We start from the raw sequence: 22,143 nt of genomic DNA, 5'->3' as shown, positions 1-22,143 counted from the left end.
CACGAAGTTGCATGACGGGAGCGACCTTGGTCACCAGCGCGGGGTATCTGACTCGATCGTCCCGAACCCGCGGCCGACATCGGAAACCGCCGTCAGCTACGCGACTTCTGCTGCAAAGGCGGATGGTGCTCGGGGATCGGCGGCCTTGCTGGCGGTGCTGATGGTCTCGGCGGGCGTCTTGATGAAGTCGGCAACCCACCCGCCGGATGCACCGACTGCCCGTGCGCCGCAACCCCCGACTGCGCTCACCCCTGTGCGTCCAACTCCTCCTCGCCCGGCCGTGCCTGTCCCCTTCGCGGTCGATGCGAAAGGGTTCGTGAACTCCCCGCGCGATGCGACGGCGCCCAAACCGCCGTCGCGATCGGCAGGACCCCCGGTTCACTCGTGGTGATCTGCGGCGACCCGAGCGGTCGGTACGGATACCGAGGTGTGCGGCTCAGCGACGATGCGGTACTGACCACCTCCGCCCGCAGCACTCCGGCTGACACCTTCGTCGCGCAGCGTTCCAGCGTGACGTACTCGGTGTCTCCGACCGAGCTACGTGTCACCGCGGGCAACGCGGTGATCAAGCACGAGCCGATGCTCGATTACCGGAGGCCTTAAAGCTTCGCGATGAAGTCGGAGGTGTAGAACTCGTCCGGTGTCTGCGACAGATAGCCGGGGCGACTGACGTACATCCATGCGCCCGTGGCGCCGGGCGCAATCGGACCTCGAACGGTGGTACTGCCGTTGCCCAGATCGTCGGCCGTGAGCACGCCCGAGATCACGCCGGGGTCACCGGGGTTGCAACCCACCGCAGACGAGTGAGGGATTTGGACCAATCCCACGACATAGACGGTGCCAGGGATCGCCCTGACAACCTGGACGTCGGCGATCACCTCGCCGCCCGACCTGCGCACGGTGGCGCTCGGACCCGCGTAGCCGGTCGGCCCGATGTGTGTGTTGGCGCTGAAATCGCACCGCCTGAAGATCTGGGCGAACGCCAGGTAGGTCCCGCCACCCCCCGTTGCGCCGCCGCCCGTCGGCCCGTCGGCATGCGCTGTGGCGACGCCGACCGCAAAGGCCGCGGGCATCGCCACGACCATCGCTGCCACAGTGTTCAGAACGCGCTGCCGCATCATTGCTACCTGCCGTTCATCGGTGCCTGCGTTGCCTCGACACTAATAATTGACGCCTCGTCGGACCGCGAAACCGCCGATCCGTTCGCGTACCGTCGAAAGCATGACGGTGTTGCCGGACCTCGGTGCGGTGCGCCAATCATTGGGGCGCAGCCTGTTCGGCATGGTGGCAGGACCAGAAGGACCCGCAAACCGAGCGCGCATCCACCAGACGCCCGGGCCACGCTGGTTCGCCGAAGACCGCCCGATCCGCCAGGTGCACGCCGACGCCTCGATGTTCGTCGGCGGCCTGCGGGCTCTGCTGCTCCAGTCGCTACATCCGCTGGCGATGGCCGGCGTGGCCGAACACTCCGACTACCGCGGTGATCCGTGGGGCAGGCTGCAGCGCACCAGCACATTCCTCGCGGTGACGACCTTCGGACCCGCAGACGATGCCCGACGTGCGGTCGACCGGGTACGCGGAATCCACCGGCGGGTGCATGGCACCGCCCCGGACGGCAGGCCATACCAAGCGTCGGATCCGCACTTGCTGGAATGGGTACACATCGCCGAGGTCGACAGCTTCCTTCTGGCCCACCGACTCTACGGCGCGCAACCCCTCGACCAGGACGGCCGCGACGGATACGTGGCCGATACTGCCCGTGTCGCGCGGGCGCTGGGAGTGCCCGACCCGCCGTTGACCGAACTCGACCTACGCGACCGTATCGAGGCGTACCGTCCGGAACTCGTGGGAACACCGGCGGCGCGCGACGCGGCGCGCTTCCTGCTGCTGACTCCGCCGTTGCCGATCGCGGCACGGGCACCCTACGGCCTGCTGGCCGCCACTTCGGTGTCGATGTTGCCCAGATGGGCCCGAATGCCGTTGCTGTTGCCCTATTTCCCGCCGATCGAAGCGACCGTCATTCGGACGGCCGGGCACTTGGTCGTCGGTGGTATCCGGTGGGCAATGACGGCGGGCCGCTGAGCCGGTCAGTCGCGACACTCGAGAATGTCGAAGGCGCCGTCGGCGTAGCGACCCCTGATGACCTTCTTGTCGAACTTGCCGACACTCGTCTTGGGGACCTCGTCGATGAAGGTCCAACGCTCCGGCAAACAGAACCGAGCAACCTTGTCGCACAGGTGCTTTCGTAACTCGGCCGCGGTGACCGCAGCGTCTTTTTTGACCACCACCGCCGCCAACGGTCGTTCCTGCCACCGCGCGTCGGGCACTGCCACCACCGCGGCCTCCAGCACCGACGGGTGATCCATCAGCAAGAGTTCCAGTTCCACCGACGAAATCCATTCGCCGCCCGATTTGATGACGTCCTTGGCGCGGTCGGTCAGCGTGATGAATCCCTGCGGATCGATGCGGCCGACGTCGCCAGTGCGAAGCCAACCCTCGTCGAACTTCGCCGGGTCGGCATTCTGGTAGTACGAACCGGTGATCCACGGTCCGCGAATCTCGATCTCGCCGACGGCCTTACCGTCGTTGGGCAGTACGCCACCGGCGTCGTCGACCAGGCGGACCTCGACTCCGCTGATCACCCGGCCCGCGGTGGCCCGCAAGGTCCAGTGGTCCGCCTCGGACGCCTCCGGTGGCGGTGTCGCGATCGCGGCAAGCGGCGAAGTCTCCGTCATGCCCCAGGCTTGCCGGATGTGCACACCATGGGACTGCTCGTATTCCTTCATCAACCCGACGGGGACCGCCGAACCTCCGCACGCCACCATGCGCAGCGACGAGATGTCCCTCCCCGGGTTGGCATGCAGGTACTGCAGCACGTCGTTCCAGATCGTCGGCACCGCGGCGGCCACGGTGGGGCGGCGCTGTTCGATCATGTCGACCAGCGGTGCGGCCTGCAGGAACCGGTCCGGCAACAACAGGTCGGCGCCGGCCATCACCGCCGCATACGGCTGACCCCATGCGTTCGCGTGGAACATCGGTACGACGGGCAGCACGCGGTCGCCGTCGCGCAGGCCCAGCGCGTTGGCGGTGCACACCGACATCGAATGCAGGTAGCTCGACCGGTGGCTGTACACCACACCTTTCGGGTTTCCCGTCGTGCCGCTGGTGTAACACATTGCAGCGGCGCTTCTTTCGTCGAGATCAGGCCAGCTGAACTCCAGTGGCTGGCCGTCGAGCAGGTCGTCGTATCCGATCACGGTCTTGCCCGACGCGGTCAGCGGCGACGGGTCGCCCTCACCGACTGCGACCACGGCGCGCACTGTGGTCAGCTGCGGCAGTACCTCGGCAAGCAGCGGCGCGACTGACATGTCCACCACCACAACGCGATCCTCGGCCTGGTTGGCAATGAAGGCGATCTGCTCGCCCGCCAGTCGGATGTTCAGCGTGTGCAGAACCGCACCCATGCACGGTGCGGCGAAGTAGGCCTCGAGGTGTTCCTGGTTGTTCCACATGAAGGTCGCGACGCGATCACCATTGGCGACCCCGAGTTGCCGCAGTCCGTGGGCGAGTTGCGCCACCCGCGTTGCAAGCTCGCCGTAACTGCACTCGCGGTACCCGTCGCCGGTGGCAGTCGTGACACGCCGGTTCGAGTTCCACCCGGTGCCGTGCCGCAGAATGCCGGTCACAGTCAGCGGGAAATCCTGCATCGTGCTCTGCATGTCCACCCCCAGAGTCGCTGGCGCAATGATGGTGCATAGCGGATCGACGCCGTCAACAAACCGCTAAACAACCAGTACCCATTAGCATCGCGTGTCATGGCGCATCCCGGTCATCCGTCGCCGTCGAAGCCGCCGATCGCGACCGCGGACTTGTGGATATCGATCGTCGTACTCGTGATGACGGTGGCGTTCGGGGTGCTCGCCGCGACCATGGGCTTGTTCCTGCTCGCATTTCTGGACCACTGCCCGCCGGAAACCTGCAGCGTCGACGGCGCCGTCAGCGCCGTCGGCACCACATTGCTGGCGGTCTGCGGCATCGGCGTGGTCGGCATGGTGGTGACGGTGATCCAGCTGTACCGGCGTAAGCCGGGCTGGCCGTTTGCCGTCGCGACGCTGCTGTTGTGCGGGGTGGCGGTGGTGCTCGGTGGCGTCGGCTACTCGATCGCGGTCGGTGGTTGAGCCGGGGCGGGCGAAACCGGCCCACCGGGGAGGTCGGTTCGCCTACGGTCGTCAAGGTGGAACCACACCATTTGCAAGCCCCCGAGCTGGTGCCCGTCGAGGCGCTGCGCTCGGGGGAGCATGTCACCGACGTCAACGGCGGCGGCGCGCATTACATCGTGTTGGAATCGAAGGTCCTCGGCGGCGGATGCGTCGTGCTGGAACTTGAATCCAAGGCCCACGATCAGCTCCGGGTCATCGAGATGTCCTTCCCCGCCGGCTACGAAATGGGTAGATCACCGCGCCGTCCCATGCTCTGACACCACCTGAGTCCAGCGGTTCACACTCCAGGCGCCGCCTCGAGTTGCCCCGCGATGCTGCCCGCTGAATGATCCGTGCCAATGGACACCACAGATGCCTTTGCGCTCGCCGACGTCGATGCCATCGGCCAAGCGCACTTGGTCGCCTCCGGCGAGTTGACGGCGCCCGAACTGCTCGAGGCGGCAATCGTGCGCCTGGAGGCTGCCCGTTCTTTGAACGCCGTGACAGCGGATCTGTTCGATCGCGGACGTCAGCAGGCCGCGGCGCTTACCGCCCGGGGGCCGCTCGCGGGAGTTCCGTTCCTGCTCAAGGATCTTGGGGCATCGCTGGCCGGCGCGCCGGAGGCGATGGGCTCACGGGCGCTGCGTACGCACATCGCCGCCGAGTCGGCCTGGATCGTCGATCGGTACCTCGCGGCGGGCCTCGTGGTGTTCGGCAAGACCAACACTCCTGAGTGGGGCAACCACTGCACCACCGAGCCGTCGCTGTTCGGGCCGACGGTGAACCCGTGGTCGCCGACGATAACGCCCGGCGGGTCCAGCGGCGGCTCGGCCGCAGCGGTGGCGGCGGGCGTGGTGCCCGCGGCCTCGGGCGGCGACGGCACCGGATCAATCCGGGTGCCCGCATCGTGTTGCGGATTGGTCGGGCTGAAACCCCGTCGCGGCCGCACCTCGTTCGCGCCAGGTGCAGGCCACGGACTGGAAGGGTTGGTCAACGAGCATGCGTTGACCCGCACCGTGCGCGACAGCGCAGCGCTTCTCGACGCGGTCGCTGGATCGGCCCCCGGTGATCCGTACAGCGCTCCCCCACCGAATGGTCCCTTCCTGCAAGCGATTTCGCAGCAGCCCCCGGCAACTCGGATCCTGTTGGCAACCTCCTCACCGTATCCAGGGCCGGCCACGCACCCGGAGGTGGTGGCGGCCGTCGAGCAGACCGGCGCCGCGCTTGGTCACCTCGGCCATTTCGTCGAACCGGGCGCTCCCTCAATCGACGCGGACGTCGTCGCCGACGCGATCGCCGTCCTGCACAACGTCAGCAACGTCCAGTTGCACGCGCTGGCGACGGCGCACCTCGGCCGGGAACCGCGCGAGGACGAGTTCGAGCCGAGCACCTGGGTGATGGTGCGCGAGGGGATCAGGACGACGGGCGTCGCGTACGCAGACGCCATCGCTGCGGTGCACGCGCAGACGCGCCGGTTCGTGGCAGGCATGACCGGATACGACGTGTTGCTGGTGCCTACCTTGCTGACGGCTCCGCCGCCGTACGGGCTGCTGGACCAGCCGCGCGGCACGACCAGGGCCTTCTTCGACGTCGAGTTCGCCACCACGGGTTGGACCTCGCTGGCAAATGTGACCGGCTGGGCGGCGATCTCGTTGCCGCTGGGCGTCACCTCCGATGGACTGCCGATCGGTGTCCAGCTGATGGCGCCCGACGAGACGATCCTGCTTCAGCTCTCCGCGCAACTCGAGATCGCGATGCCATGGTTACATCGGCGGCCCAGTATGTAATGTCGCGGCATGGTGCGCGACATTCGCGAGCTGACCGATTCGCCCGAGGCGTACGCGGATGAATTGCGGCGGCGGTGGGGTGGATTGCTGAGCTACCGCTACATCGGCCGCAGCTACGCGCAGATGGACCTCGGGCCGGAGGACAACACCGTGGCCATCCGGCGCGATATGCGCAACGGAGCGGACGGGCTACTGCTGGCGGTGTTGGGCATCGCCTCACCGGAGGGCGGCCACATGTCCGATCTCGAGGCGGTGCCCAATCCCGTCATCCACTCGTGTCAGATCGTCGACCCAGGCCGCGACGTGCGGCGCATCGAGGTCGTGTCCGAGGAACTCAAACGTGGTCGCCAGATGGGTTACAGCCGATCCAGAGTCGTCGACGCCGACGATCCGGACCGCGTGCTGGCCTTGACCCAGGGCCAGGGCGTCAGCATCGGCGTGCCACCCGAGGGCCTGCAACGCATGGAGGCCAACCCGTTGGACGTGGTCGACTCCCCCGACCTGCCGCCGCTGTGGCAGGTGTTCGGCGGCCACCGCAGGAGTGACGGTCACTGGTCGTTGCCCGAACTCGCCGTCGAGGTGGCCTCGCCGGACGCGGCGCTGCACATCGGTCCGCAATTCGTCATCCTCGAGACCGCCGCGATCGATGCCGCGGCCGCCGTCGCCGGCACCGACCGCATCCAGGGCGTGTCGTCGCACGTGATGTTCATGGCACGCGGCAAGGCGGGCCCGTTCCGGGTCGAGACCGAACCGATGGCCGGTGCCGACAGCACCGTCGCCGTCCGTACGGTGCTGTACGACGAAGGATTGGATGATCGGGTCACAACCGTGGGGTCCTATTTGTTCCGGTCGGCGTGATGAGACACTTTCGGCATGGCTGTCGCAATCGCCCGTCCCAAGCTGGAAGGCAACATCGCCGTCGGTGATGATCGCCAGATCGGGTTCGCCGAGTTCGGCGACCCTCGGGGCCGTGCGGTGTTCTGGCTGCATGGCACGCCGGGCGCCCGCAGGCAGATTCCGATGGAAGCGCGGGTCTATGCCGAGAAGCAGCACATCCGGCTGATCGGTGTCGACCGGCCGGGCATTGGATCGTCGACCCCATACCAGTACGCCACGGTCTTGGCGTTCGCCGACGACCTGCGGACCATCGCCGACACATTGGGCATCGACAGGTTCGAGGTGATCGGGCTGTCGGGCGGCGGTCCGTACACGCTTGCCTGCGCTGCGGCGATGCCCGATCGGGTGGTGGCCGCGGGTGTGCTCGGCGGGGTCGCTCCTGTGCGGGGTCCAGACGCGGCCAGCGGCGGCATCTCGACTTTGATCTCGGCGGCGGCGCCGGTGGTTCACCTCGCGGGCGCACCACTGCGGTTGGCCGCCAGCACACTGATCCGAATGATCCGGCCAGTCGCCGAACCGGCGCTGTACGCCTACGCCAGCATCTCGCCGGAGGCCGATCGGCGGCTGTTGGTCCGGCCCGAGTTCAAGGCGATGTTCCTCGACGACCTGCTCAACGGCAGCCGTAAACAACTTGCTGCGCCGTTCGCCGATGTCACGGTGTTCGCCCGCGACTGGGGTTTCCGGCTGGAAGAGGTCAAGGTGCCGATCCGCTGGTGGCACGGCGACCGCGACCACATCGTGCCGTTCGAGCACGGTCAGCATGTGGTGTCCCAGCTACCCGATGCGCAGTTGACCCATCTGCCCGGCGAGAGCCATCTGGCCGGCCTAGGTCGGGCCGAGGAGATCCTCGACACGATGGTCGCGCTGTGGGATCGCACCGAACAACGGTGACCTCAACCGGGCGCTGATCGAGCCGACACCGTTCTCGGTCACGTTGAAGACGTGCAGCGAAGTCGTCGTCGCGCTGACAAGACGACTCAGCACGTCTCCCGGCGGCATCTCCACGGTGGCGGTGACACCGAGTTCGGGAAGCATCCGCACGATGTCGAACCAGCGCACCGGATGTACCACGGCGGTGGCCAGGTCGTCGAGCACCGCGGCGGAGTCGTCGCGGACTCTGCGGGCGCCGACGTTGGTCATGTAGACCGCACGCAGTTGTCTGCGCGGAACCGCTGAAAGCTGCTGTGCCACAGCACGTGCCGTGTCGGATTGACACGGTCCGTGCGACGCGACGGCGACGTCGAGCAGCGCAAAGCGCCGTGCGCCCGCACTTTGGGCCGCCTGCCGCGCGCTGTTCAGCGCGGTGATGGTGCCGCCGAGCACCACCTGGTCGGCGGCATTGACGTTGGCGATCCATAACTCGTCGCCCGAAGCCGTTGAGTCGACGAGGTCGCGAACCTCCCGCAGTCGCAGGCCGGTGAGTGCGGCCATCCCCCACCGCCCCGCGCCGCACGCTCGCGCCATCGCATCACCCCGGACCCGCACGGCCGCGACGGCTTCGGCAAACGTGAGCACCCCGGCCCCGACCGCGGCGGCGAACGCCCCCGCCGAGTGACCCGCGACGACATCGGGCCGCACGCCGTGTTCATCGGTCAGTGCCCGTGCCGTCGCGACGCCGCAAAACAGCAGCGCCAGTTGGGCATTCGTGGTGAACGTCAACGATTCGGCGGCGTCCAGATCGCGGATCGATCCGATGAGTTCTGTCGCTTCGTCGAGCGTGCTTCGCACTGCCGCACTGTCGGGCAGGGCGGCGAGCATGCCGGCCTGTTGGGCGCCTTGGCCGGGATAGAGGAACGCGATCATGACGCCAACCGATCCGCCTTCGTCAGTATCGGTCCGTCAGCGGTGCGGACGAGCACCAGATCGGCCGGGCTCAGCAGTTCGTCGAGTGCCACACCGCCGATCGGCAGATCCAGTTGGCAGTCCACCCGTGCGGGCAGGACGCGGAACGACTCCCGCAGTGCGGCCAACGTCGCAAGCGGCGGCACATCGTCGAGGGTCAGCACGATGTCGAGGTCACTGCCGGGCGTGACCGCGCAAACCCCTGTCGCCAAGGTGAATCCGACGCTGCCTCCAGGGCCCCAGCGCAGACCTGTCGGTGCAAGCAGTGCCGCCACCCGGCCGAGTGTCTCCTTGACCGCACCGTCGGGCAATTCATCGATGTGGCCGACAAGGTCGGCAGGCGTCACCACTTCGGTGATGCACGACAGTTCGACGGCGGTCGCGTGGCGGCGTGATCGGCCTTGGCCGCGGATGCCGACCGGCAGGAAGCCCGGTGCGCACCTGGCCCGGCGGACCACCACCCACGGCGCGTCCCGCAAGGCGGGTGTCACCCATTGCGGGCTCGTTCTGCACAGCTGTGCCGCCGATCCGATGCGCACCAGGTCGTGTGGCCGGGGTGTGGTCATGATCGGGTGGCCTGATGCCATTGCGCGGACATCGCGTCGCGGATGGCCCTTGACGCCTTACGGTTGGCGAGAGCACCCGGCGAGTCCAGACGGTTCGACAGGTCACGCGGTCCGCTGCGGGCGGCGCTGATTGCGGCATCGACGGCTTGGCGCACCGCGTCGATGTCGGTTGCGGTCGGATCGTCGGCGTCGGACACCCGCAGCAGGCCATCGCACATCCCGAGCTGAGCCCAGTCCCGCACGTTGTAGCTCAGCGGCACAATGGTTTTCGCCAGCTCGTCGAGTTCGTCGACGGTGCGCAGCGTGATCCTGGCGGCGGCGGACTTGTGCATCGCGTGGATCTCGACGCCGGGATCGTCGAGCGCGAGGATCCGCTGCGCCTGCAGGCCGTGCGCGAGGAACCCGCCCGACAGTGCGTGTCCGACGACGATCGCTATCGTCGGGTGACCGGCGTTGCGTGCACGGTGATATGCATCGACAGCGGCGGCGATGGCGTGGTGCAGGCCTGCCATTTCCTCGATGCGGCCGTATGCCTGGCTGGGCAGATCCACAACGGCGACAATGGCGCGCTTGGTATCTGCGGTGCGCTCGGAGGACATGACGTCATCGATCGCGGTGGCCAGTGCCCAGGATTCGGTCAGCCCCACCTCACCGTTCCGCGCACGGTGGAACGGGTTCTGCGGATCCGGGACGACTGCCAAGTAGGTGGCATCCTCGGTGTCGGCCCTGACCACCGACGGGATGACGGCGACGGGCTCGGCGGCGGCCACGGCGGCCAGCCACCGCCCGCCGCGACTGGTGGGCGCGGCAGGCCTGCCGGATGGTTTTGGCTGCGCGCGGTCGGGGGACTCGAACGTCGACCCCCACGACTGCCGAAGGGTGTGCGGTGCGGGCGGCGTGCGGGGGTCGATGCCGGCCAGTCGCCACCCGAGGACGTCGACGCGCGCAGCACATCGGCGGCGCAGCGTTGCACGAAGGCCAAGCCCCGTGCCCCACCGCGTTGTAGCACGCAGGTGTCGTCGAGTCCCGCCATGATCGCCATCAGCGCGTTGAGCGCTGCGGCGTCGGCCGGTTGGCCCCGCGTCAGGCACCTCCGCAGCATCGGCAGGCCGCGGCCGATGATGTGTGGGAAGCCGTCCTGCGCTTCGCCCATCGCGCCGCGGGCTCCGAAGCGCATCCGCGCCCGTTCGCCGTTGGACAGCGAACCGCGCCTTGCAGGATCCGGTAGTCGTGCCAGCCGCGCTGCGAAATCAGTTGCCCCGGTGATGTTTCCGGTTACCGCGACACCAGCTGAGAGCAGGCCGAGCGCCCACAACGCGCCGCGGTGGGTGTTGACTCCTGCGGTGGTGTCGAGCATGCGCCGCTCGCCGTCGCGACCGATGGCACCGATACGCATTCTGAGTTCACGTCCCAGCGGCATGGACGTCGCCGCATCTGCGCACTGCCGCAACGGTTCCCGCAGGGCCCGGGCAGAGCGGGTCAACATCGCCAGGCTCATGTCGGGGTGGCTGTGTCGCCCGGACGCGTCCACCAGTCCCGGTTTCGGCGTCAGCAGCGCCTCCGCGATCATCGCATCGACGGCGGCATCGGCAATCTGTTCGCTTGCCAGGGTGACGGTCGTGGTCATGATCACCAATCCCGAAACTGTGCGGGCGGATCGTAGAGTCCGCCGGACCATGCGACCAAGTCCTCGATGCTGCGCGCCGCGAGCAACGACCGATCCGCCTGCCGCGCAGCGATTCCGAGATCCTCGGGAAAGGCCACCAGCCCGTCGCGGCGCAATTGCTCGGTGCGGGACGCGTCGGCGGCCCTGCCGACCGGCGTCACACCGGCGATCGCCGCCAACGCGTCTCTACGATCGGCCAGTGACGGCGTCTTGTACAGGTAGGCGACGCCTTCCTCGGTGACCACGTGGCTGACGTCGTCACCGTAGATCATCACCGGCGGGATGGGCATCCCGGCGTGCTTGCCGACCTCGACGGCGTCCAGTGTCTCGACAAACGTTGGAATGCCGCCTTTTTGGAATGTCTGCGCGATCTGCACCACCAACTTCCTGCCGCGCAACGCGTCGGACTCCCCGTGCGCGAGGCCGAGCCAGGCTGGTGACGAGTGTCTGCGGCCGTGTGGATCGTGGCCCATGTTCGGTGCGCCGCCGAAGCCGGGCAGCCTTCCGTCCGTGACGGTCGACGAGTTGGCGTCGCGGTCGATCTGCAGCGACGACCCGATGAACATGTCGACGGCGTACTGTCCCGCGAGTTGGCACAGCACCCGGTTCGACCGCAGCGAGCCGTCCCGCCCGGTGAAGAAGATGTCCGGTCGGGCCGCGGTGTAGCGCTCCATACCGGCCTCACCGCCGAAGCAGTGGATCGACTCCACCCATCCCGACTCGATCGCCGGTATCAGTGTCGGATGGGGGTTCAACGTCCAGTGCTTGGCGATCCGGCCCTTCAGGCCCAGTTGCGCCCCATACGTTGGCAGCAGCAATTCGATTGCCGCCGTGTCGAATCCGATCCCATGATTGAGCGATGTCACCTCGTGACGTTCGTAGACACCGCGGATCGCGATCATCGCCTTGAGGATCTCCACCGGCCCGATCAACCGGGGATCGCGAGTGAACAGCGGTTCGAGGGCGAACGGCCGGTCGGCCTCGACGACGAGATCCACCCAGTCCGCCGGGATGTCGATGCGCGGCAAGTCACCCACATCCACGATTTGGTCGGCCTGCACCACCACGATGCCGTCGCGGAATGCGGTCGCCTCGGCGATCGTCGGGGTGTCCTCGGTGTTCGGCCCGGTGAACAGGTTGCCCTCGCGGTCGGCTTTCGTCGCGCACAACAACGCCACATTGGGCGTCAGGTCGGTGAACATCCGCGCGTACAACTCGACGTAGGTGTGGATGGCGCCGATGCGCACCTGGCCGTCCTCGACCATCTGCGCGATGCGGACGCTTTGCGGGCCCGCGTAGGCGAGATCCAGTGTGGCGGCGATCTTCTGCTCGAACAGGTCGAGGTGTTCCGCGCGCGACACCGACGAGATCAGCATGTGCAGGCCGTTGACCTTGTCGGGATCGCACTGCGCCAGCGTGCGCGACAGGAAGTCTGCCTGCTTTTGGTTGTCACCCTCCAAAGCAACGCGGTCCCCAGGCCGAAGTAGGCCCTCCAAAGCGTCACGCAACCGCGACTGCTCAATCACCTTGCCGTCGACATAGCGGTCGATCCCTGCGAGCCGAACCTGTTTGTCGACTCGGCGATGGTCCCATGTCGACGGGCTCACCCTCCGGTGGCCTCGATGATCAGGTCGGCGACCTCCCGGGCCTTCGACACAATCGACAGATGGCTGGCGTCGAGTTCGATTGTCTTGGCGCCCATCCGCTCTGCCATGAACCGCTCGAGATCGGGGTTGATGGTGCGGTCGTTTTTCGACACCGCATAGAACGTCGGCTTGTCTCGCCAGGCTGCATTCGTGGTGCGTCCGGTGAACAGCTCGTTCGAGATCCGGCCCTGCACTGCGTACAGCACCTTGGCCCTCGCCGCCGGCACATCCTGGGCGAAGTCGTTGAGGAAGGCCGCCTCGGAAAGTTGCGCGTATCCGTCGGGCGCTTTCACCAAACCCGCGCTCGCAGGCGGTGTCGGGTACTGGGCGGCCAGCGCGGTGTAGTCCTCGCCGGCATCGGGAGCGCGGGCGGCGATGTACACCAGCGCCGTCACCTTCGGGTCGACGCCGACCTCGGTGGCGATCATGCCCGAATATGAATGCGCGACAAGCACTGTGGGGCCGTCCATGAATGCCAGTGTGCGGCGGGCGAATTCACAATCTTCTTCCAGCGTCCGCAACGGATTCTGCACGGAAGCAACGTTCAGCCCACGAGCCTGGAGGTACGGGATCACATCGGACCAGCAGGAACCGTCGGCATATGCCCCGTGCACCAGTACCACATTGCGCGCTTGCGGCATTGGATTGGGGACAGGTGCGGCCGACACGCGTTGTGCCCCGATCAGCGCTGCAGCGCCGCCAATGGTCACCGCTGCGGCGAACGTCCGTCGGTCCATGCGCGCTCCGATTCAACCAGGTCCGGCCCCCGCCCGGCAGATCATGTATGCAATCGGTGGCTGCGTCAATTCGACGGAGGTCGTGACTAGAAACCGTAGCCCAAGACAGCAGGCACGTCAGTCATAAATGCGGCATCCAGTTGCGCGATCAAGCCGAGTTCACGTACTTGTAACCGATTCGCGCTGGCGAACGACGACGCCTTGTGTGCGCCAAGGTAAAGACTGCCGAGGACGTCGAGCCCCATGCGGATGTCGGGTTCGGCACTGGTGGGCATGCACCGGGCCGTCCCGTCGCGCACCTCGAGCGCGAAACATCCACCGTCCCTTCGGAATCCATCATTGACCTCGAGCACGGTCGACAGCTCCGCGTGATACGTCCGCGCTTCCAGCGTTGTTGGAATGTCCATGATCCGCAGCCACAGGTCGTCCTCGACGTGGGTCACCCTGGCCACCCGGTGATCGGTCAGCAGATACGGCAGCGGGTCGGCGGGATGTGTGCCGAACGAGACGGTCTGCATCAGGTCGAGGCCGAGCAGCGCCCTGGCCAACGCGATGGCCGCTTCTGTGGTCGCCGCGACGAATTCGCCGACGCGGACCACCATCGGGTCGTCGCCGAACACCCGGTACAGCGCGTAACCATCGGGATGAAGAAACGCATACCACTCGGTGCCGCCCCTGCGGACCCCCTCACGGTCGGTGAACAGTTCGTCCCACAGCGCCTTGGGCCGGATCAGGCCGCCGGGGGTGCGCCGCCGCCAGCGCTCGAAGATGTCCTCGAACTCGGCGCGGTGGTCGGCGGGCTTGATGATCCGGACCCCGCCGGGATCTGGCGCGTCGTCGCGGAAACGCGCGAACCTCCGGTCAACGGTGAGTTCCTGTTCGATGGTCGCGGGCCCGTACCCGAAGCGCCCGTAGATGCCGCCCTCGCTGGCGGTCAGTCCTGCGATCGGATACCGGGCGTCGGCGATGCGCTTGTGCAGTTCGGCGTACATGGTGCGCAGGATGCCGCGTCGGCGGTGGGTCGGCGCCACACCGACGATCGTGACGCCGGCCATCGGCAGCACCGCTCCCCCTGGCACCGTCAATCGAAGATCCAGATAGTGCGCCATGCCGACGATGTCGAGTCCCTCGCAGGCGAGCACCGTGGCGTCGGTTGCCATCACCGACCGCCACGCAGCAAGCGACTCGGGATGCCCGAATCTGCCGAAATTGGTGGCGTCCAGCAACGCGATCGCCGGCCAATCGGCTTCGGTGGCGGATCGGATGGTCAGTGACGTCGGCGTCTCGGAGGCGAGCACAGGGTTCGACGCTGCCACAAAGCGGCGGCCGAGCGCATCCCAATTAGGTGCTCAGCGGATACCGTGGAAGACGCACGGAAGGAGCGCTCGCCATGGCGACCGATCTGACGCTCTACCTCGACGACCAACCCGGCGAACTGGCGAGGGTCGGCGACGTGCTGGGCAAGGCGGGCGCCAACATCGCGGGCTTGTGTGCGCTGAGCACCGGCGGCGGGCAGGCCGAGGTGCATATCCTGGTACAGGACGCCACGTCGGCGTTCGAGGCCCTGCACGGCGCCGGAATCAAGATCGCCTCCGAGCAGGAGGTGATCGTGCTCGATGTCGAAGATCGGCCGGGCGCGCTCGGCGAGGTGGCGCACCGGCTCGGCCACGCGAAAATCAACCTGACGATGGCTTACCTTGCGACCAACACCCGACTGGTGCTGGCTGCTGACAACCTCGCAGAGGCCAAGGCCGCGCTCAGCTGATCAGCGCTTCAGCCAGCTTTGGACGGTGCTCAGATCGCGGGTATAGGCCGTCATGATGTCGTCTTGGTAGAGCGAGCTGCCGCTGATCGCTTTGTCGCCCTGCCAGATCACCTGCACTCGGATGATGCCCTTGGCGTAGTAGTCGGTGCGGTCGACATCCCGACGATGCCAGCCGCCCAATTCGGCCAATTCGGCAATCGCCTGCCGCTCGTCGGTTGAACTCATCGGTGAGACGATACAGCGATGCTCACGCTGGAGGTTCGGCAGGCCGATGTGACACGGCTCGAGGTGGACGCGATCGCCAACGCCGCCAACACGCGGCTCAAACACGGCGGCGGGGTGGCGGGTGCGATTGCCCGCGCCGGCGGCCCCGCGGTGCAGCGGGAGTCGACGGCCAAGGCGCCGATCGGCCTTGGCGAGGCGGTCGACACCACGGCCGGAGACATGCCCGCGCGTTACGTCATCCATGCCGCGACGATGGAACTCGGCGGCCCGACCTCGGCGGAGATCATCGGGGCCGCGACCCGGTCGACCCTGACCAAGGCGGACGACCTCGGCTGCCGGTCACTGGCGCTTGTCGCGTTCGGCACCGGCGTCGGCGGCTTCGGGCTCGACGAGGCGGCGCACCTGATGGTGGACGCGGTACGCGCACACCGGCCCCGTTCACTCGAGCGAGTGGTGTTCGCCGTGCACGGCGATGAGGCCGAGCTTGCGTTCCGAGACGCCGTGGAATCGTGACCGACATCGCGACAATCGGTGTCGAGGAGGAGTTCATCCTGGTCGACCCCGACGACCTCCGGCCCCGACCGGCCGCTGCCGCGGTTGTCACGCGTGTGGCGCACGAACTCGGCGATCGGATCTCGGGCGAGTTCACCCGCTATCAAGTCGAAACCAAGACTTCCCCGTGTGACGACGCTGAGCAGTTGCGCGCGGAGCTTCGCCTTACACGCGCCGCCGCCGCCCGCGCGGCCGCGTCAGAAGGTCTGAGGCTGTGCGCTTCCGGGACGCCGGTATTGGATCACCGCGGCCCGGCAGCTGTCGGCGAGCTTCCCCGTTATCGCGCGGGCATCGCGCAGTACCGGACGATGCTCGACGACTTCTTGGTCTGCTCGCTGCACGTGCACGTGCACCTGCCAGACCGTGAGCTCGCCGTGCTGGTCAGCAATCACCTACGATGCTGGCTGCCGCTTCTGCTCGCGGTGAGCGCGAACTCGCCGTTTCATCGTGGGGTTGACACCGGATACGCCGACTGGCGCGCGGTGATTCGAAGCCGCTTCCCCTGCCTCGGCCCGCCGCCGTACGCCGAATCTCTGCAGCACCATGAGGAACTCGCGGCGGCGATTGCCGACTCCGGTGCCATGCTCAACGCTGCGACGCCGTTCTGGGATATCCGGCCGAACCCGCACGTGCCAACGCTGGAAGTCCGGTCGACCGATGTCGTCGCCGACGTCGAGGACGCCGTGGCGCTCGCGGTGTTGATCAGGGCGCTGGTGGCGACCGCGTCCGCCAGCGTGCTGGCAGGCGATCCCGGGCCGCCGATCAGCAGTGAGTTGTTGCGCGCCGCGTATTGGCGCGCGGCAAGGGATGGATGGTCCGGCTGCGGAGTCGATGCGCTCACCGGACAAGTCCTTCCCGCGCCGGTGCAATTCGAGCGGCTGCTCGATCATGTTGGCGATGCACTGCGCCGCGCCGATGACGATGAGACCGTGCGTGCATTCATGGCTCGGCTCACGCTGCGCGGCACCGGCGCCGATCTCCAGCGTGCCGCGCTCGCCGGTTCCGGGTCATTAGCCGGCGTGGTCGACGATGTGGTCAGGCTGACGGCGCGAACGTGATGACGAGAACGTCGCGTTGAGCGGGCCGCGACGGATCACGCGGCCGCAGCGGCGAGACGCCGTGCAGGGTGCGCCGGTCGTCGCCGAGTAGCAGCGTGCCGGTGTCGCGCAACGTGGCCGCGAGGATGCGATGGCCTGCCATGTCGGTGACCGTGCTCTCGCCGCCGACGGCGTTGCGCCTGCCGATCAGCAGCGAGGTGACCAATGTGACGCCGTCACGGTGCATCCCTTCGGGGGTCGCCTGTCCCGCGTTGTCGGCCGAGGCGAGCACCCGAAACGGTGTCACCTTGGCGTCCCATTCCGGCGCGTCTGCGAGCGTCGAAGCGACCTCGCCCAACAGCTGCAAAATCTGGTGCAGCAGTGGCTCTTTCGTGAATCTCTCGGTCAGTGGTTCGAATTCGCGGTCGGTGTCGACATAGAGCGGGTTGGAGTTTTCGGGTTGGACGAACGCGGTGTGGGCGGCCGGTTCGAACGTGCCGTCGGCGGCGCTGAAGAGGAAGTGGCCGTATCGACGTAACCGGTGTGTGCCGAGTTGCTCGGCGTATGTATCCGGGGCCAGATCGTCCCAGTGCGCGGCGAACGCCTGCCACTCGGAGCCGTCAAGGCCCAGGCAGGTGTTGAGTTCGGCGGGCTCCATCAGATAGCTGCCGATCTGTGCGAGCTGCTGGGCGACGTGTCCTGGCGTCATGGCGCCAGTTGAATACCCGAAAGTGCGCGCCGCAACATGTGCATTGCGACGGTCGTGGACCGTTCGCGGATATCGGATCGATCGCCGGGCAGCCGAAGGGTGCGGGCGGTCGTCTGCCCGTCGGCGAGTTTCACGGTGAAGCAGACCGTGCCGACCGGCTTGTCCTCCGTACCGCCGCCGGGCCCGGCGATCCCGGTGATCGCGACCGCGGTGTCCGCGCCGAAGCGGCGCAGCGCACCGTCGGCCATCGCCTCGGCGACCGGCTCGGACACCGCGCCGTGCGTGTCGATGAGTTCGGAGGGAACGTCGAGCAGCTCGGTCTTCGCCTCGTCCGCGTACGCCACGACGGCGCCAGCGATATACGCTGAGGAGCCCGGCAGGTCGGTCAGCCGCGCGGAAAGTAGTCCGCCCGTGCAGGATTCGGCTGTGGCGATCCGGCGGCCGCGCAGCAGCTGCGCAATCTGATCGTCCACACGCGACCCGTCTTCGGAGAAGATCTCCCGGCCGTGGTGCTCGCGGAGCAGCTGCACCAAGTCGGTGTAGATCGGTGCGGCATCGGGTTCGTAACGCGTGACGATCTCGAGTTCGCCGCGCCGAAGGCACGTGGTGATCTCGAGCCGGTCGAACCCGTCGATGCTGTGTTCGGCCTCCCGCAGCGTCTCCGCCAACCCGGATTCCGGCAGCCCGAACATCCGCACCATGTCCTGTCGGTATGTGGTGCGACCGGCGATCGCCCGTTGCACCGCGTCGGTTTCGATGGCCAGCGGCCACATCGGCTGCAGCTCGCGCGGCGGACCGGGCAACACGACGATGGTCGGTTTGCCCGGCACGACGACACCTGGCGCGGTGCCGATCGGGTTGATGACGTGCGCGCCTGCGGGAATCAACGCCTGCTTGCGGTTGGCCGCCCGCACCGCGTCGATGTCGACGTTGTCGAAGCGGGCCATCAGCCGCTTGAGGATGTCGGTGATGCGGTCCTCGAGGGCCCGGTCGAGCAGCAACTCGAGACCCGCGAACTTGGCGACCGTCGCCACCGTCAAGTCGTCGGCGGTCGGCCCGAGGCCACCGCTGGTGACGATCAGGTCGACGCCTTCGTCGGCCAGGAAGCGCAGCTGCGCGGCGATGTCGGCCTCGCGGTCGCCACAGATGGTGATGTGCGCCAATTCGATGCCCAGTTCCAGCAACCGGTCGGCGAGCCACGGGCCGTTACGGTCCTGAACCCTGCCGGTCAACACCTCGGTCCCGGTGATGACAATGCCCGCGCGTGCGCTCACGCCCACCGACATTACGGCAGCCCGGTAACCTCATTCTCCATGACGGCGCCCAAGTCGCTCCGAGAGCTGTTCGATCAGCTCGGCCTCCAGGAGGTGCCGTCGTCCGACGGCACCGTGGTGATGGAGATGCCGGTCGACGACCGAACGATCAACACGGCGGGCGGGCTGCAAGGCGGTCTGATCGCGACCATGGCCGACGTGACGGCCGGTCAACTCGCGTCGCGCACTACACCGTTCGGCATGGGCATCGCGACCACCGACTTGTTCATTCGCTACCTACGTCCCATCAAGGTCGGGCCCGCGCGAGCCGTCGCCAGGATCCTGCGCACCGGCAAGCGCTCGGTGGTGGTGCAGGTGGACATCTACCGCGCCAACGACGACCAGATCGGCGCGACGGCCACGGTCAACTTCGCGGCCGTCGACTAGCGCACGTCGGGCTAGCGGATCGGCACCAGTTGCGCCGGTGTGTTGTAGCCCGTCACCCGCACCCAGTTGGGAGTCACACCGGTCCAGGCCTGCCCCTGGAGTTCGACCGTCTCACCGGGAAACACCGTGACGTAGTTGTCGCTGTATTCGACCGGCAGGATCTCGTCGTCCTCGGGCGCCGCAACCAGTTCGGCGCGCTCGAAGAACGCCACCCGCTGCGACGGGTTGTGCAGTCGAATGTTCACCCTGTTGTCGCCGGCATCGGCCGATCTGGAGGCCGTCACCTCCAACGGCGCCTTGGGCATGGAGTTCAGGCCCGTCATATCGGCCCAGCTGGTCTGCTTCAGCTCGAACGCGAAGTCGTTGACGGGATCGCCGACGTCGTCTAGCTTCTGCGACTGCCAGTACACGTTCTCGGAGACCACTTTTCCGGTCTTGTCGAGCAGTTGCGCGCGGACAAACACCACGCTGGAGTCCCTCGCGAGACGCGGGAGTGCCAATGCCGGCGCCACTCCCCCGGATACCACGTTGATGTTGCCCGCGCTGCGGTCGTCGCGCAGCCTGCCCTGCAGGTCGTAGGTGCGCACGCGCACCGTGAGATTGGTTTGCTCCCTTGGCGTCTGATTGACCACGGTGATGTTCGCGTGGTCGTGTACGCCGGTCGCGTATGAGTCGAAGACGACGGAAAGCGGGCGCAGGCCCTTCTTGGCGCCGTAGTAGGCTCCACCCGGCCGCAGGTAGTAGTCGAAGATGTGCCCGAAGAACGACGGCCAGTGGTTGTTAAGCATCCAGTAGATCGTCATCTTGTGGTTGGCCCAGCCGCCGGCGGCGAACGCCTCGAACTGGGCGCGGGTGGACTCGTAGTGCGCCAATTGCGCCTTGCGTGCGAAATCCTCTGCGCTGGTGGATAACCCGTACCGACGGTCGACCGCCTTCCGGATGCTGGTCAGTGCGGAGTTCCTGACGTCCGAGCCGGCGTGGAAGAACCAGGTGTCGTTGATCGGCCACAGCTTGTCCGGCGGGATGAACTTCTTCAGGCTGGCAAACGGCGGGATCTGCTCATTGTCGCCCTGCTCGGCCGTCGCGCCCGTGGTGGCCGGATAGCGGCCGGAGAACCAGTAACTCGGTGGGCGCCAACTGTACGGCCCCAGCATGCGAATGCCGTCCCAATCGCGGTCTCCGGTCTTGTCGTCGACTGCGAGCGACGACACTGTGTCGACGGTCGCGTTCGGCCAGTGCAGATCCGAAAGGATTCCGTGGTAGGCGGCCAACACGTCGCGCGGCGGCTTACCGTCGCTGCCGTTGGCCCACACGAACACCGATGGGTGACTGCGCAGCTCTTCGATCTGCGACCGCAGGCTGTCCCTGGCTACGCGATTGTCTTCGGCGTCCCACTGGCTCCACTTCTCCCACTGATTGCAGCACATCCAGCCGTACATCAACGGGATGCCCATCTGGTCGGCCATCTCGGTGATCCGATCACCGGGGAATTTGCCTTCGAGCCGAATCATGTTGAGCCCGAGATCTTTCACGTAGCCGAGGATCGCCGCGTCGCGGTTGGAGTCGTTGGCGTAGAGCAGGTCCGGTGTGTAGGCCGCACCGCGGACCAGGAAGTCGCGCCCGTTGACTTTGAGGTAGAAGTTGCCGCCCTTGCCGAGATCGGGGTATTGCTCGTCGTTGTCGCGGAACTGCTGCACCGAGCGGATGCCGAAACGCAGACTCTTCTGGTCGACCGGGCGGTTGAACTGCCGGAATTCCAACCGCAGGTCGTAGAGGTCGGGCCGTCCCATCGTGTACGGCCACCACAGATCGGGGTTGCGGACAGTCAGTTGGGAGAACTCGTCGGGAGTGAAGCTGACGTCGCGTTGTTCGCCTGCGCCAAGCGTTTCCGGCCGCTCGACCACCACATCGGGTTTGCCCGGCCGGGTTATCGTCGCGCGCAGTACGCCTCGGACCGGTTGAGAGGACGCATTACGCAAGTTGCTGTAGATGGTCAGCTTCGCGGAATCGGTTCTCGGAAGCGGAAGTTCCGAGTTGACCGTCGACGGGCCGAGCACCACCGCTCCGGACGTCTTGAGGTACACCGGCTTCCAGATGCCCGCATTGCGGTCCGGCACAAACGAATTGCCGTTGGCGGGATTCTTACCCGGCCCCTGGTAACCCAGGTAGTTCCAGTTGATCCAGTCGTACCAGCTGTCTGCCAGTTCCACGCCGTCGATGTCCTGCAGCGCGCGCTCCGGGGTGATTTTGACCGCGAGCGCGTTGTTCTCGCCTTGGTTGATCCACCGCGATGCGTCGACTTCGTGGCGGACGTGCATGCCGACGATCTGGTCGTTGCCCGCGATCAGATGCCCGTTCAACCAGATTTCGGCGCGGTAGTTGATGCCTGGAAACTCCAGCAGATATGTGCTGTGACCCGCGGGCGCGATGAACGTGGTGCGATACCACCAGTCTTGCTTGTAGAGGTCTTGCGGGACGGCCGCCAGATTGGTGCCGTAGTAGAGATCGGGATGCGTGCCGTCATCCTGCAGGGTCTGCAGCACCGTCGCAGGCATCCGGGGAATGGCATGCCAGCCCGTCACCTTGTAGTCAGGCCTCGACAGCGCAGCGCCGCCGGCGTGCACGTCACGGGCCGAGACCAAGCTCCAACCCTGCGCCAACTCGATCTGTCCCGGGGGCGGTCCCGGCTTGGCGAAATCGGGGAAGTCGGCCGCGCAGAGCAGCAGAAACAACGCGACCGACAGCAGAATCCTGAGGACGATGTGCCGACGTCGTCGCACCGGCCTCTGCTCGTCCACCGCATCACCGTACCCGC

General features: G+C 66.9%; 25 protein-coding genes. 11 read left to right on the top strand and 14 right to left on the bottom strand.

Annotated elements, in window-relative coordinates; translation table 11 throughout:
• Window positions 1-96: 96 nt before the first annotated feature.
• Complete coding sequence (locus tag ACGFK1_RS19585; RefSeq protein WP_393432720.1) at window positions 97-249, bottom strand: hypothetical protein; 153 nt, start codon at window positions 247-249, stop codon at window positions 97-99.
• Between the two features lie 180 nt (window positions 250-429).
• On the opposite strand from ACGFK1_RS19585, the gene ACGFK1_RS19580 reads away from it, so the two are divergent.
• A complete protein-coding gene (locus ACGFK1_RS19580) occupies window positions 430-603 on the top strand; it encodes a hypothetical protein (protein WP_393432717.1) in 174 nt (57 codons plus the stop codon).
• Here the strand turns inward: ACGFK1_RS19580 and ACGFK1_RS19575 are convergent.
• Entirely contained in the window at window positions 600-1,118 is a 519-nt protein-coding gene (locus ACGFK1_RS19575) for a hypothetical protein (protein ID WP_393432714.1), read from the bottom strand. The genes ACGFK1_RS19580 and ACGFK1_RS19575 overlap by 4 nt on opposite strands.
• Before the next feature lie 103 nt (window positions 1,119-1,221).
• On the opposite strand from ACGFK1_RS19575, the gene ACGFK1_RS19570 reads away from it, so the two are divergent.
• Window positions 1,222-2,082: an oxygenase MpaB family protein gene (locus ACGFK1_RS19570; protein ID WP_393432711.1), complete on the top strand. Its 861-nt coding sequence runs from the start codon at window positions 1,222-1,224 to the stop codon at window positions 2,080-2,082.
• Between the two features lie 5 nt (window positions 2,083-2,087).
• On the opposite strand, the gene ACGFK1_RS19565 is transcribed toward ACGFK1_RS19570, so the two are convergent.
• Entirely contained in the window at window positions 2,088-3,719 is a 1,632-nt protein-coding gene (locus tag ACGFK1_RS19565; RefSeq protein WP_393432708.1) for a fatty acid--CoA ligase, read from the bottom strand.
• Window positions 3,720-3,815: 96 nt separating this feature from the next.
• On the opposite strand from ACGFK1_RS19565, the gene ACGFK1_RS19560 reads away from it, so the two are divergent.
• From ACGFK1_RS19560 to ACGFK1_RS19540, 5 genes are all read left to right on the top strand, one after another.
• On the top strand, window positions 3,816-4,178 hold the full coding sequence (locus tag ACGFK1_RS19560; protein ID WP_393432705.1) for a hypothetical protein: 363 nt from the start codon (window positions 3,816-3,818) through the stop codon (window positions 4,176-4,178).
• 56 nt (window positions 4,179-4,234) lie between these two features.
• Window positions 4,235-4,477, top strand: a complete 243-nt coding sequence (locus tag ACGFK1_RS19555) for a hypothetical protein (RefSeq protein ID WP_393432702.1) — start codon at window positions 4,235-4,237, stop codon at window positions 4,475-4,477.
• Window positions 4,478-4,558: 81 nt separating this feature from the next.
• Complete coding sequence (locus ACGFK1_RS19550) at window positions 4,559-5,986, top strand: amidase (protein WP_393432699.1); 1,428 nt, start codon at window positions 4,559-4,561, stop codon at window positions 5,984-5,986.
• Window positions 5,987-5,995: 9 nt separating this feature from the next.
• Complete coding sequence (locus ACGFK1_RS19545) at window positions 5,996-6,844, top strand: hypothetical protein (protein WP_393432696.1); 849 nt, start codon at window positions 5,996-5,998, stop codon at window positions 6,842-6,844.
• Window positions 6,845-6,859: 15 nt separating this feature from the next.
• Window positions 6,860-7,774, top strand: coding sequence for an alpha/beta fold hydrolase (locus tag ACGFK1_RS19540; RefSeq protein ID WP_393432694.1), 915 nt, complete (start codon window positions 6,860-6,862; stop codon window positions 7,772-7,774).
• Here the strand turns inward: ACGFK1_RS19540 and ACGFK1_RS19535 are convergent.
• From ACGFK1_RS19535 to ACGFK1_RS19505, 7 genes are all read right to left on the bottom strand, one after another.
• Window positions 7,709-8,686, bottom strand: coding sequence for an ACP S-malonyltransferase (locus ACGFK1_RS19535; RefSeq protein WP_393432692.1), 978 nt, complete (start codon window positions 8,684-8,686; stop codon window positions 7,709-7,711). The genes ACGFK1_RS19540 and ACGFK1_RS19535 overlap by 66 nt on opposite strands.
• Window positions 8,683-9,291 carry a malonate decarboxylase holo-ACP synthase gene (locus ACGFK1_RS19530; RefSeq protein WP_393432690.1) on the bottom strand — a complete coding sequence of 203 codons (609 nt, stop codon included), beginning with the start codon at window positions 9,289-9,291 and terminating at the stop codon, window positions 8,683-8,685. The genes ACGFK1_RS19535 and ACGFK1_RS19530 overlap by 4 nt, the downstream gene beginning before the upstream one ends.
• Window positions 9,288-10,025: a biotin-independent malonate decarboxylase subunit gamma gene (gene mdcE, locus ACGFK1_RS19525; protein ID WP_393432687.1), complete on the bottom strand. Its 738-nt coding sequence runs from the start codon at window positions 10,023-10,025 to the stop codon at window positions 9,288-9,290. Before mdcE ends, ACGFK1_RS19530 begins: the two co-directional genes overlap by 4 nt.
• Window positions 9,929-10,918, bottom strand: a complete 990-nt coding sequence (locus ACGFK1_RS19520; RefSeq protein WP_393432684.1) for a triphosphoribosyl-dephospho-CoA synthase — start codon at window positions 10,916-10,918, stop codon at window positions 9,929-9,931. Before ACGFK1_RS19520 ends, mdcE begins: the two co-directional genes overlap by 97 nt.
• Before the next feature lie 2 nt (window positions 10,919-10,920).
• Window positions 10,921-12,564, bottom strand: coding sequence for a malonate decarboxylase subunit alpha (gene mdcA, locus ACGFK1_RS19515; RefSeq protein WP_393432681.1), 1,644 nt, complete (start codon window positions 12,562-12,564; stop codon window positions 10,921-10,923).
• Window positions 12,561-13,340, bottom strand: coding sequence for an alpha/beta fold hydrolase (locus ACGFK1_RS19510; RefSeq protein ID WP_393432677.1), 780 nt, complete (start codon window positions 13,338-13,340; stop codon window positions 12,561-12,563). The genes mdcA and ACGFK1_RS19510 overlap by 4 nt, the downstream gene beginning before the upstream one ends.
• An 86-nt stretch (window positions 13,341-13,426) precedes the next feature.
• Entirely contained in the window at window positions 13,427-14,638 is a 1,212-nt protein-coding gene (locus ACGFK1_RS19505) for an enhanced intracellular survival protein Eis (RefSeq protein ID WP_393432674.1), read from the bottom strand.
• 92 nt (window positions 14,639-14,730) lie between these two features.
• Here ACGFK1_RS19505 and ACGFK1_RS19500 point away from each other — a divergent pair, with 92 nt between their 5' ends.
• Window positions 14,731-15,105: an amino acid-binding protein gene (locus ACGFK1_RS19500; RefSeq protein WP_393432671.1), complete on the top strand. Its 375-nt coding sequence runs from the start codon at window positions 14,731-14,733 to the stop codon at window positions 15,103-15,105.
• On the opposite strand, the gene ACGFK1_RS19495 is transcribed toward ACGFK1_RS19500, so the two are convergent.
• Entirely contained in the window at window positions 15,106-15,330 is a 225-nt protein-coding gene (locus ACGFK1_RS19495) for a hypothetical protein (protein ID WP_393432669.1), read from the bottom strand. It abuts the gene before it with no gap.
• An 18-nt stretch (window positions 15,331-15,348) separates the two neighbouring features.
• Here ACGFK1_RS19495 and ACGFK1_RS19490 point away from each other — a divergent pair, with 18 nt between their 5' ends.
• A complete protein-coding gene (locus ACGFK1_RS19490) occupies window positions 15,349-15,843 on the top strand; it encodes a macro domain-containing protein (protein ID WP_393432666.1) in 495 nt (164 codons plus the stop codon).
• Window positions 15,840-16,940 (top strand): glutamate--cysteine ligase, encoded by a 1,101-nt coding sequence (locus ACGFK1_RS19485; RefSeq protein WP_393432663.1) that lies wholly within the window; start codon window positions 15,840-15,842, stop codon window positions 16,938-16,940. The genes ACGFK1_RS19490 and ACGFK1_RS19485 overlap by 4 nt, the downstream gene beginning before the upstream one ends.
• Here the strand turns inward: ACGFK1_RS19485 and ACGFK1_RS19480 are convergent.
• Window positions 16,918-17,628 carry a 2OG-Fe dioxygenase family protein gene (locus tag ACGFK1_RS19480; protein WP_393432660.1) on the bottom strand — a complete coding sequence of 237 codons (711 nt, stop codon included), beginning with the start codon at window positions 17,626-17,628 and terminating at the stop codon, window positions 16,918-16,920. The genes ACGFK1_RS19485 and ACGFK1_RS19480 overlap by 23 nt on opposite strands.
• Window positions 17,625-18,902 carry a competence/damage-inducible protein A gene (locus ACGFK1_RS19475; RefSeq protein ID WP_393432656.1) on the bottom strand — a complete coding sequence of 426 codons (1,278 nt, stop codon included), beginning with the start codon at window positions 18,900-18,902 and terminating at the stop codon, window positions 17,625-17,627. The genes ACGFK1_RS19480 and ACGFK1_RS19475 overlap by 4 nt, the downstream gene beginning before the upstream one ends.
• Window positions 18,903-18,941: 39 nt before the next feature.
• Here ACGFK1_RS19475 and ACGFK1_RS19470 point away from each other — a divergent pair, with 39 nt between their 5' ends.
• Window positions 18,942-19,328 (top strand): PaaI family thioesterase, encoded by a 387-nt coding sequence (locus ACGFK1_RS19470; RefSeq protein WP_393432654.1) that lies wholly within the window; start codon window positions 18,942-18,944, stop codon window positions 19,326-19,328.
• Window positions 19,329-19,339: 11 nt separating this feature from the next.
• Here ACGFK1_RS19470 and ACGFK1_RS19465 read toward each other — a convergent pair whose 3' ends face one another.
• A complete protein-coding gene (locus ACGFK1_RS19465) occupies window positions 19,340-22,054 on the bottom strand; it encodes a glycoside hydrolase (RefSeq protein WP_393433182.1) in 2,715 nt (904 codons plus the stop codon).
• Window positions 22,055-22,143 lie beyond the last annotated feature (89 nt).

The sequence above is a fragment of the Mycobacterium sp. NPDC048908 genome (assembly GCF_043197955.1).
Classification (GTDB): domain Bacteria; phylum Actinomycetota; class Actinomycetes; order Mycobacteriales; family Mycobacteriaceae; genus Mycobacterium.
Note: the sequence above shows the minus strand (reverse complement) of the source record. Positions and strands in the feature narration are given on the sequence as shown.